The 8,656-nt window shown below is 62.4% G+C and carries 10 protein-coding genes; 4 read left to right on the top strand and 6 right to left on the bottom strand.

Features of this window, described 5'->3' with window-relative positions; all coding sequences use genetic code 11:
- The coding region (locus BRAS3843_RS10770) for a HAMP domain-containing protein (RefSeq protein WP_139024831.1) at nt 1–786 on the bottom strand (786 nt) is incomplete at its 3' end.
- 557 nt (nt 787–1,343) lie between these two features.
- Nucleotides 1,344–2,054, bottom strand: a complete 711-nt coding sequence (locus BRAS3843_RS10780) for a DUF4142 domain-containing protein (protein ID WP_244425249.1) — start codon at nt 2,052–2,054, stop codon at nt 1,344–1,346.
- 162 nt (nt 2,055–2,216) lie between these two features.
- Between BRAS3843_RS10780 and BRAS3843_RS42495 the strand changes: the two genes are divergently transcribed.
- Entirely contained in the window at nt 2,217–2,348 is a 132-nt protein-coding gene (locus BRAS3843_RS42495) for a hypothetical protein (RefSeq protein ID WP_277996477.1), read from the top strand.
- A gap of 16 nt (nt 2,349–2,364) precedes the next feature.
- Here BRAS3843_RS42495 and BRAS3843_RS10790 read toward each other — a convergent pair whose 3' ends face one another.
- Nucleotides 2,365–3,378 (bottom strand): SDR family oxidoreductase, encoded by a 1,014-nt coding sequence (locus BRAS3843_RS10790; RefSeq protein ID WP_008968896.1) that lies wholly within the window; start codon nt 3,376–3,378, stop codon nt 2,365–2,367.
- Nucleotides 3,379–3,851: 473 nt separating this feature from the next.
- Here BRAS3843_RS10790 and BRAS3843_RS10800 point away from each other — a divergent pair, with 473 nt between their 5' ends.
- The 3 genes from BRAS3843_RS10800 to BRAS3843_RS10810 all read left to right on the top strand — a co-directional run bounded on the left by BRAS3843_RS10800 (nt 3,852) and on the right by BRAS3843_RS10810 (nt 7,180).
- Nucleotides 3,852–4,220: a PRC-barrel domain-containing protein gene (locus BRAS3843_RS10800; RefSeq protein WP_008968898.1), complete on the top strand. Its 369-nt coding sequence runs from the start codon at nt 3,852–3,854 to the stop codon at nt 4,218–4,220.
- A 183-nt stretch (nt 4,221–4,403) separates the two neighbouring features.
- Nucleotides 4,404–5,576, top strand: coding sequence for an HlyD family secretion protein (locus tag BRAS3843_RS10805; protein WP_035981388.1), 1,173 nt, complete (start codon nt 4,404–4,406; stop codon nt 5,574–5,576).
- Nucleotides 5,573–7,180: a DHA2 family efflux MFS transporter permease subunit gene (locus tag BRAS3843_RS10810; protein WP_008968900.1), complete on the top strand. Its 1,608-nt coding sequence runs from the start codon at nt 5,573–5,575 to the stop codon at nt 7,178–7,180. Before BRAS3843_RS10805 ends, BRAS3843_RS10810 begins: the two co-directional genes overlap by 4 nt.
- An 18-nt stretch (nt 7,181–7,198) precedes the next feature.
- Here the strand turns inward: BRAS3843_RS10810 and BRAS3843_RS10815 are convergent, their stop codons facing one another.
- From BRAS3843_RS10815 to BRAS3843_RS42140, 3 genes are all read right to left on the bottom strand, one after another.
- Nucleotides 7,199–7,597, bottom strand: coding sequence for a hypothetical protein (locus BRAS3843_RS10815; RefSeq protein ID WP_244425251.1), 399 nt, complete (start codon nt 7,595–7,597; stop codon nt 7,199–7,201).
- An 84-nt stretch (nt 7,598–7,681) separates the two neighbouring features.
- A complete protein-coding gene (locus BRAS3843_RS41440; protein ID WP_008968902.1) occupies nt 7,682–7,834 on the bottom strand; it encodes a hypothetical protein in 153 nt (50 codons plus the stop codon).
- A 621-nt stretch (nt 7,835–8,455) separates the two neighbouring features.
- Nucleotides 8,456–8,644 (bottom strand): hypothetical protein, encoded by a 189-nt coding sequence (locus BRAS3843_RS42140; protein ID WP_035981385.1) that lies wholly within the window; start codon nt 8,642–8,644, stop codon nt 8,456–8,458.
- Nucleotides 8,645–8,656: the final 12 nt, after the last annotated feature.

The following is an 8,656-nucleotide window of genomic DNA, read 5'->3' on the forward strand; positions in this document are numbered from 1 at the left end:
CGAGCGCAGCTGATCCACCATCGTATTGATGGCTTCCTTCAACTGCAGGATCTCGCCGCGCACGTCGACCGTGATCTTCTTGGAGAGGTCGCCATTGGCGACCGCGATCGTCACCTCGGCGATGTTGCGCACCTGGCCGGTCAGATTGTTGGCCATCGAGTTGACGCTCTCGGTCAGGTCCTTCCAGACGCCGGTGACTTCCGGCACCTGGGCCTGGCCGCCGAGCTTGCCCTCGGTGCCGACCTCGCGCGCCACACGCGTCACCTCCGAGGTGAAGACGCTGAGTTGCTTGATCATCGTGTTGACGATGGTGGCGGACTGCAGGAACTCGCCGCCCAGCGGCCGGCCGTCGACGTCGAGCTTCACGGTCTGCAACAGGTCGCCCTGCGCGACAGCGGCTACGGCGCGGGTGACTTCGCGGGTCGGCCAGAGCAGATCATCGATCAGGGTATTGACCGAACCTTCCATGTCGGCCCAGGACCCGGACGCCAGGCCGAATCTGACGCGCTGCCGCGTCTTGCCTTCCCGTCCCACCACCTGGCCCACGCGCTCGAGCTGCTGAGCCATCCGCTCATTGGCCGCGATGATTTCGTTGAAGGTGTCGGCAATCTTGCCCTCGATGCCGAGGTAATCGCCGCTCATCCGGACCGAGAAGTCGCCCGAGCGCATCGCTTGCAAAGCATGGAGTAGATCCTGACGTGCGTCAGCTTTGTTTGCGCCATTCGCGTTGCGTTTGGCAACCGCCGGAACTGTCGGCGAGGTTGCTTCGGAATCGAGGTCGCTCATCAAATCCCCCAACGCAAATCTGTGCCCGCAAGAATCTGCCATGCAGACCCGAGCATAGAAGCTGTCGCCACGCACCAAATCAAGCGGGATCGGTCCAGTTAGTTCGACGGAACCGGGCGACGAGCCACGCCCTAACGCAGCGGTTCCGAATAGGTTCCACGACCATCACGAAACTTTTCGACCTGGGGCAGCGGCCTTTGGGAACGGGCCGGGCGTTGGACACTTGAGCCACGAACCGGAGAATGCCTATGAAGACGTTGCTAACGGCGGTTGCCCTTCTCCTTACGTGTACGTGGGCCGCTCTGGCGGAGAACGGGGGACCGAGCGGACGCGGGTCGGTCACCGGAGACCCGGCTGCCAGCTCGGCCACGCCAGGCACCGCGCCGACGACGGGCACAGCCCGCAGCAACCCGAGCGGTAGCGGGACGTCCAGTTCCGGCGGCCGCGACGCCAATGGCGACCAGGGCAGGGACAGCATGCCGGACAGTGACAAGAACGTCATCCCGTACGACCAGCAGGGCAAGCCGAACAGCGGCAAATAAGGGGCGAGCGGCTCGCTATTTCTCGGCCAGCGCGGTTCGGGTGTCCTCGAGCTCGCTGCGCAGGCGCGGCAACTGGGCCGCAACGAAGGCTTTCAGATCATCGTTGTCAGGTGATTGGAGATAGTGTTCCAGCACGGAAACGGTGATCTGATATTGGGCAAGCTGTGCGGCATAGAAGCGCCGCACAAAGGCCGGCCCCTCGGACGAGTCCACGGCAGCAAGCATGTTGGCCCGCTTGACAGCCGCCGGGCTGTCGGCCTCGACGTTTGTTCCGGCCCGACGCTGCAGCTCGGTCAAGTCCTTGTCGCGCTGCACAGCCGCATCGGCGCGCAGTGCCGCGGTGTTCTGAACGTCAGAGCTCGGCAACGGCGCCGTGCGCTCGATCGCTGTCTGCTGAAACGCGTCGAATTCGTAGATCCGGGCAATCACGTCCGAGCCGGCGGGAGGTCCAGAGGCATCGGCGACATCGATCTGAACGCGATCGATACCGCCCGCCTGCGCCATCGAGCAGCTGATTACCACCAAGAGCGGGACGACAATGGACTTCATACGATTCAAATTGCGGCGCGCCGAACAGGTTCCACCAAGATTAATATCGCGTAAGGCGGTTGTGCAGCTTCGAGCTGGATCCCAGCTACCTTCAATGAGACAGTCAGATCTACTCCGAGAAAACGCCGAGAATTGCTTGCAGCTTGCGGAGCAAGCGGCGCGTGGACCCGCATTCAAGCGCTATACCCGAATGGCGCAGGGCTGGGTTGCACTCGCCAACGCGCAGGATTGGCTCGATGGCGAAGTGCCGCCATTGGGCGATCCGCGCTCCGACCATCCGCGAACTTAGTCAGGAGTTCTTCAGCGCGACGAGACGTCGGGAGCGAAAGGAGGACGCCAATGACTCCCCGCTTGGTTTTTATTGTCCTGATCCTGGCCTTTGGAATGGCCTCAGCATTCGCCGCGATTACGACCATCCGGCAAGTCCGGACGGAAGCCTATGTGCTTCCGCAGCCGGTGACACGCATCTGATAGGGAAGAGGCAGCCTCACGGCTGCCCCGAACCGCCCGATGAGCCATAGACCTGGCCATTGGCGTAGCTGGCGTCGGCAGCGGCGAGCTGCACGTAGATCGTGGCCAGTTCCACCGGCTGCCCCGGACGTCCCAACGGCGTCTGGCCACCGAATTTCTCCAGCTTCTCCATCGTCGCACCGCCTGAGACCTGCAGCGGCGTCCAGATCGGTCCCGGCGCCACCGCATTGACGCGGATCCCTTTCGGTCCGAGCTGCTTGGCCAGCGACTTCACGTAGTTCATCGTCGCGGCTTTGGTCTGAGCGTAGTCATACAGATCAGGCGAGGGATCGTAGGCCTGTTCCGATGCGGTTCCGATGATGGCCGAACCGGGCTTGAGGTGCGGCAGCGCCGCCTTGATGATCCAGAACGGCGCGTAGATGTTGGTCTTCATGGTGGCATCGAAGTCTTCGGACGAGATGTCGAGGATGGATTGCCGCGCCTGCTGCCGCCCGGCGTTGCAGACGATGATATCGAGGCCGCCGAGCCCTTCCACCGCACGCCGCACCAACTCCTGGCAGAACTTCTCGTCGCGGAGGTCTCCGGGAATGGCGAGGCCGGTGCGGCCCTCGGCCTTGATCAGCGCGAGCACTTCCTGGGCATCCGGCTCTTCCGTCGGGTAGTAGTTGATGGCCACGTCCGCGCCCTCGCGCGCGTAAGCAATTGCGGCGGCCCGTCCCATGCCGGAGTCACCACCCGTGATCAGTGCCCTTCGCCCTGCAAGACGACCGGAGCCCTTGTAGCTCGTTTCACCATGATCGGGCCGTGGCTCCATCTTGCCTGCGAGGCCCGGCCAAGGCTGCGACTGCTTGTTGAAAGGGGGCTTTGGATATCTATCGACCGGATTGATGAGATCCTGGCTGCTTGCGCTCTCTGTCGCCATCGGCTCGCGTCCTTTTGCTGTTGCAGAAACGACGGACGCTGCGGCCAAGGTGGCTCCGCCGCCGACCATCTGTCGACGCGACATTGAAGGAGTCTGATCGTCTGCCATTCGCTTCGTCTCCCGAGGGTTGCGCTTGTCAACAACGCCGGACTGCGAACGTTTCTGACAATGTGACGTCCAGCTCGTGCGGCGGCACACGGCAGCAATGCGCAACATGTGTGTGACGCTTCATCCGGGCGGAACAATCCACGGGTGGCGGCGTCGTTCTCAGACCTTTGGCAGCAACGCGCTGCCCAATGTCGGAGCACCGCATGGCACATGCAGACCAGGGTATCGTGAGGACCGGGCGAGCCGAGGAACAGCCCGTCGACAAGGACCGCGCGCAACGTGCAACCAAGACCGACTCCTCGCAGGCAGTGTCCCGGGAGGCTACGCGTCATCCGGAGACGGACGGGAAGGATGACGATCGGGCCGGCGGCGCGCGTGAGCACTCCAAATAGCGCTCGGTGAGCGGCAATGTCGCGGGAACGCGGATCGCGGGACAGCCGTTAATCAATCTCTTATTTTGACGGAGACTTCAAATGGCTATGTCAATCGACGAGCGCGAGTTCGGCAATCTGATCGGCAGCGACAAGGTCGAGGGCACCGCGGTCTATGGCGCCGGTGACGCAAAGATCGGCAACATCGAGCGGGTCATGATCGACAAGAACAGCGGGCAGGTGTCTTACGCCGTGCTCGGTTTCGGCGGGTTCCTCGGTCTCGGGAATGATCATTATCCCTTGCCCTGGCAGTCGTTGAAATACGACACCCGTCTCGGCGGCTATGTCACCGGCATTACCGAGAACCAGCTCCGCGGTGCGCCACACTACAGCGATGATCGGGAATGGAACTGGTCGGACATGTCGACCACCCGTGCCGTGAACGACTACTACGGCGTTCCGATCGTTTAGTTGCTGCATTGTCATCGACACGTGCGAGAGGCCGCCGATTGGCGGCCTCTTTGTTGATCGAGATGGAATTTAGCGACTGCAACACTCAGCGGGAACCAAGCCCATCGCAGACGATTAGATCGTGACACGCCTCAGCGCGTCGGCGTGCGTAGAACAATCCGACACAGGGCCGAGGTGCTGACCGTGGATACCCAGACGAAAGCGCGAGGGTCGTCCGCCGAGAAGCCGCGGACGCTTGAGCCGCAATCTCAGCCGAAACCCGCGGAGCAGGATCGCAAGACCGAGCAGGGCGGGGAGGGCCAGGCGGACACCGGAGGCAAGCAGTCACTCTCGGAGCGGCTGCGAGCGCATCCGGTTCTGACCGCGGCCGGCATCTGTGTTCTGCTGATCGCGGCGATCGCGGGCCTCGCCTATTGGCTGAATGCGCGACACTACGAGAGCACGGATGATGCTTTCGTGGCCGCGCGCAGCTATTCGGTCGCGCCGAAAGTCGGCGGCTATGTCGCCGACGTTCCGGTGACCGACAATCAGCATGTCAAAACCGGCGATGTGCTCGCGCGCATCGATGAGCGCGACTACAAAATCGCGGTCGATCAGGCGCAGGCCCAGGTTGCGGTCGGTCAAGCCAATGTCGACAATATCCAGGCCCAGATCGACAGCCAGCGCGAGCAGATCGCGCAGGCCAAGGCGCAGGTCGACCAGGCGCAGGCTCAGCTGCAGTTTGCGCAGCAGGAAGAGGCCCGCGCCCGCGATCTCGTCGAGCGGGGCGCCGGCACGGTCCAGCGCGAGCAGCAGACACGGTCAGACCTGCAGGCGCAAGAAGCCAATACGACGCGTACAAAGGCGGCGCTGACGGCCGCCGAGCTCGGGATCAAGACCCTGCAGGCGCAGCTCGAAAGCGCCAAGGGGTCCTTGCAACAGGCGCAGGCCCAACTCGACCAGGCCAAGCTCAATCTGCAGTACACAACCGTGGAGGCGGGCGAGGCAGGACATGTCGTCAAGCTGAGCGCTGCCAAAGGCACGCTGGCCACGGCCGGGCAGAGCCTGATGATGTTCGTGCCCGATGAGCTCTGGGTTGTCGCCAACTACAAGGAGACCCAACTTGCCGATATGCGCCCCGGACAGCCGGTCGAGATCCGGATCGACGCCTATCCGAACCGCAAGCTGACCGGGCACGTCGCGTCGGTGCAGCCGGGCTCGGGCACGGCCTTCAGCCTGCTGCCGGCGGAGAATGCGACGGGCAACTATGTCAAGGTCGTGCAGCGCGTGCCGGTCAAGATCACGATCGATCAATGGCCGGCGGATCTGGCCGTCGGGCCGGGCATGTCGGTCGTACCCTGGACCAAGGTGCGATGACCGACGTCGCGTCCGCCGGTGGCTGGTCGCCGGAAAGGTCGGCTGCCGCTGGCCACAATCCCTATCTGATCGCATTCGTGGTCTCGATTGCCACCTTCATGGAGGTGCTGGACACCACAATCGCCAATGTGGCGCTGCGCCATATCGCCGGCGGGCTGGCTGTCGGCATGGACGAGAGCACCTACGTGATCACCAGCTATCTGGTGGCCAATGCGATCGTCCTGTCGATCTCCGGCTGGCTCGCCACGGTGATCGGCCGCAAACGCTTCTACATGATCTGCGTAGCCGTGTTCTCGCTGGCGTCGCTGCTATGCGGGTTGGCCTGGAGCCTGGAGGCGCTGGTTGTCTTCCGCATCCTACAGGGCCTCGGCGGCGGGGGCATGGCCACCAGCGAGCAGGCGATCCTGGCCGACTCCTTTCCACCCAACAAACGCGGGCAGGCGTTTGCGATCTATGGCGTGGCGGTCGTGGTGGCCCCGGTCATCGGACCGACGCTGGGCGGCTGGATCACCGACACCTATTCCTGGCACTGGGTGTTCCTCATCAACCTGCCGATGGGCATGTTGTCACTGTTCCTGGTCGGCACGCTGGTGGGTGAACCGTCGGGCGCGGAGCAGGAACGGGCGCGACTGCTCGAGAACGGCCTGCGCGTCGATGCCGTCGGCTTTGCCCTGGTTGCGGTCGGACTCGGATCGCTGGAATTCGTGCTCGACGAAGGTCAGCGCAACGACTGGTTCGGCTCCAACATGATTCTGGGATTCGCCTTGCTCGCCGGCTGCTGCCTGCTGGCGCTGATCCCCTGGGAGCTGAGCCGGAAGGATCCGATCGTCGACATCCGCCTGCTCGGCCGGCGTCAGTTCGGCGCCTGTTTCGTGGTGATGCTCGCGACCGGCGCGGTCTTGATCGCGACCACGCAGATGTTGCCGCAATTGCTGCAGACCGAGCTGAACTACACGGCCCTGTTGGCCGGCCTTGTGCTCTCGCCCGGCGGCGTCGTCACCATGATGATGATGCCGATCGTGGGGCGACTCGTGAGCATCGTCCAGCCGAAATATCTGATCGTGTTCGGCGCGAGCGCCGTCGCATTTGCGATGTGGTACCTGACCGGGCTGAATGGCGACATCACTTACGGTTATGCAGCGATGTCGCGCGTGATGTTGGGCGTCGGGCTTCCGTTTCTGTTTCTTCCAGTCACCACGGCATCATATGACGGGGTACCGCCGAACAAGACCAACCAGGCCTCGGCACTGATCAACGTCGCCCGCAACATCGGCGGTTCGATGGGAGTGGCGCTGTCGCAGACCGTGCTGGCTCAGCGCCAGCAATTCCATCAGAGCCGCCTTGTCGAGCACGCGGCGCCGTCAGACCTCGGTTACCAACAGACGATCGAGGCGGCGACGCGCTACTTCCAGGCCCATGGATCCAATGCCAGCGACGCGGCAGGGCAGGCAATTGCATGGGTCGGGCAAACCCTGCAGCATCAGATTGATCTGCTCGCCTATATCGACGTGTTCTGGATGCTGTCCGTGCTCGGCGTGCTGATGATTCCGGTGGCGCTCGCCATCAGGTCGATCGATCTCGGTGCCGCACCGCGCGGGCATTGAGCCCGCGCGCAGAAACGCTCACGCGGCCGAGCTCTCCGCCGACGGCGAAGATGCTGCGCTGGAGCGTCGCGACAGCCAACTCGGAATTTCGCGGTAGCACCGGCCTTTTTCATTCATTTCGGCGACCGTCCATTTACTCGGATGCCGTTCCTTGCCGACAAAGATCCAGTCCTCCGGCGCCGGAGGCGGCTCATTCGGCCGGGTTCGGAGCCAAGCCGAGCGTGCGCCCTTCGGCAGCCGTTCCGGCTTCATCTGATAGAGATCGTATACTGGCGAACGCATCACGTTACCCACCCCAGGCGCAGCAACATCACCAGCTGCAAGCATCAATTCGCGCGCGGCGAAATTGTGAATTGAGCGAGGCGAGTGTGTGTAAAAACGGCGTCGAAATGTGATGTAGCGCTGCGGCCACGCCACGCCCGCGCCCCTGATGTGGCCTGCACGCATGGAAAAGCCCGCCGTGGTCGGCGGGCTGCAACCGCTGGATGAAAAGCTCGATTCTTAGAAGAAGCCGTAGCTCAGGTCGAGGCCGTAGGTGGCGTGGAGCAGCGCTCCAAACACCACGGCACCGCAGAGCCTCAGAGCGGTGCGCAGCTGATCGGGAGTGAGACTGGCGTCTTGGAAGCTTGGGATGGATTTTACGATGGTTGTCATATGTGATCTCTGTACGCGGTGCGAGGACGGAGCTTCATCAAATTAGGTAGCTTATCTCTGATAGAACCAGACCGGAGCAGATCAGTACTGATTGTTCTAGACGGGTTCTAATCATGAATTTGGAACCCAGCTTCGTGCACTTTTTGCGGCAAAGTTGCGGAAACATAGGTACGCGCGACAAATCTGAAGCAAAAATCAAGAGAAAAGGTTGTAGACATCTAAGAAATGCAATTAAAACTAGTTAACCATTGTGTCAAAGCGCGTGTACGCGCTGTAATTGAAACTCCTGGTCTTGAGTCAACGGAGACTCGCCCTCGGTACAGTCGTGCCGCACAGGCGACAGCTTAGCAAAATCCGAATCTCGCCTGAGACATGGAGCGACGTCCGATTCGGCGCACTCGTAGCGCCGTTCGAACGAGGCATTCGATCAATAGCGAAGCTGCGCCACTGCACTCGCGCTCAGGTAGATTGCGACCAAACGAATTTCCGGCACAACGGCTTTGCGCCACAACGACGCCGCGCCGACCTTACCGTCATGATTGAGGTCTCACACGAAGGAGAGTTTAGTTACGCCGCTCGCCATCGCGGCCAAGCGCGTCACGCCGCAAGACGATACGGCCGCTAGTGCGACCTGTCCGCGCTCTTCTGCCGTTGGATGGCGCGTTCCACCTCGGTCGCGAGAACGTGCAGATGATCGGCCAACCGCCCGAACAGTTCGCGCTTCTCGCGATCGGTCGCCAAGTCACGGATCATCGCACATTCAGCGGCGTCGGCCCGGAGCTTGTCCAGGTGCGCAAGAATGTCTTTCATCTGATGTTCCCG

The sequence above is a fragment of the Bradyrhizobium sp. STM 3843 genome (assembly GCF_000239815.1).
GTDB lineage: Bacteria > Pseudomonadota > Alphaproteobacteria > Rhizobiales > Xanthobacteraceae > Bradyrhizobium.

Excerpts from the sequence above, each read along its gene's own strand:
- BRAS3843_RS10800 (WP_008968898.1), top strand. The coding sequence starts at position 3,852 with ATGGCTATGTCAATCGACGAGCGCGAGTTCGGCAATCTGATCGGCAGC.
- BRAS3843_RS42495 (WP_277996477.1), top strand. The coding sequence starts at position 2,217 with ATGACTCCCCGCTTGGTTTTTATTGTCCTGATCCTGGCCTTTGGAATG.
- BRAS3843_RS10790 (WP_008968896.1), bottom strand. The coding sequence starts at position 3,378 with ATGGCAGACGATCAGACTCCTTCAATGTCGCGTCGACAGATGGTCGGC.
- BRAS3843_RS42140 (WP_035981385.1), bottom strand. The coding sequence starts at position 8,644 with ATGAAAGACATTCTTGCGCACCTGGACAAGCTCCGGGCCGACGCCGCT.
- BRAS3843_RS10810 (WP_008968900.1), top strand. The coding sequence starts at position 5,573 with ATGACCGACGTCGCGTCCGCCGGTGGCTGGTCGCCGGAAAGGTCGGCT.
- BRAS3843_RS41440 (WP_008968902.1), bottom strand. The coding sequence starts at position 7,834 with ATGACAACCATCGTAAAATCCATCCCAAGCTTCCAAGACGCCAGTCTC.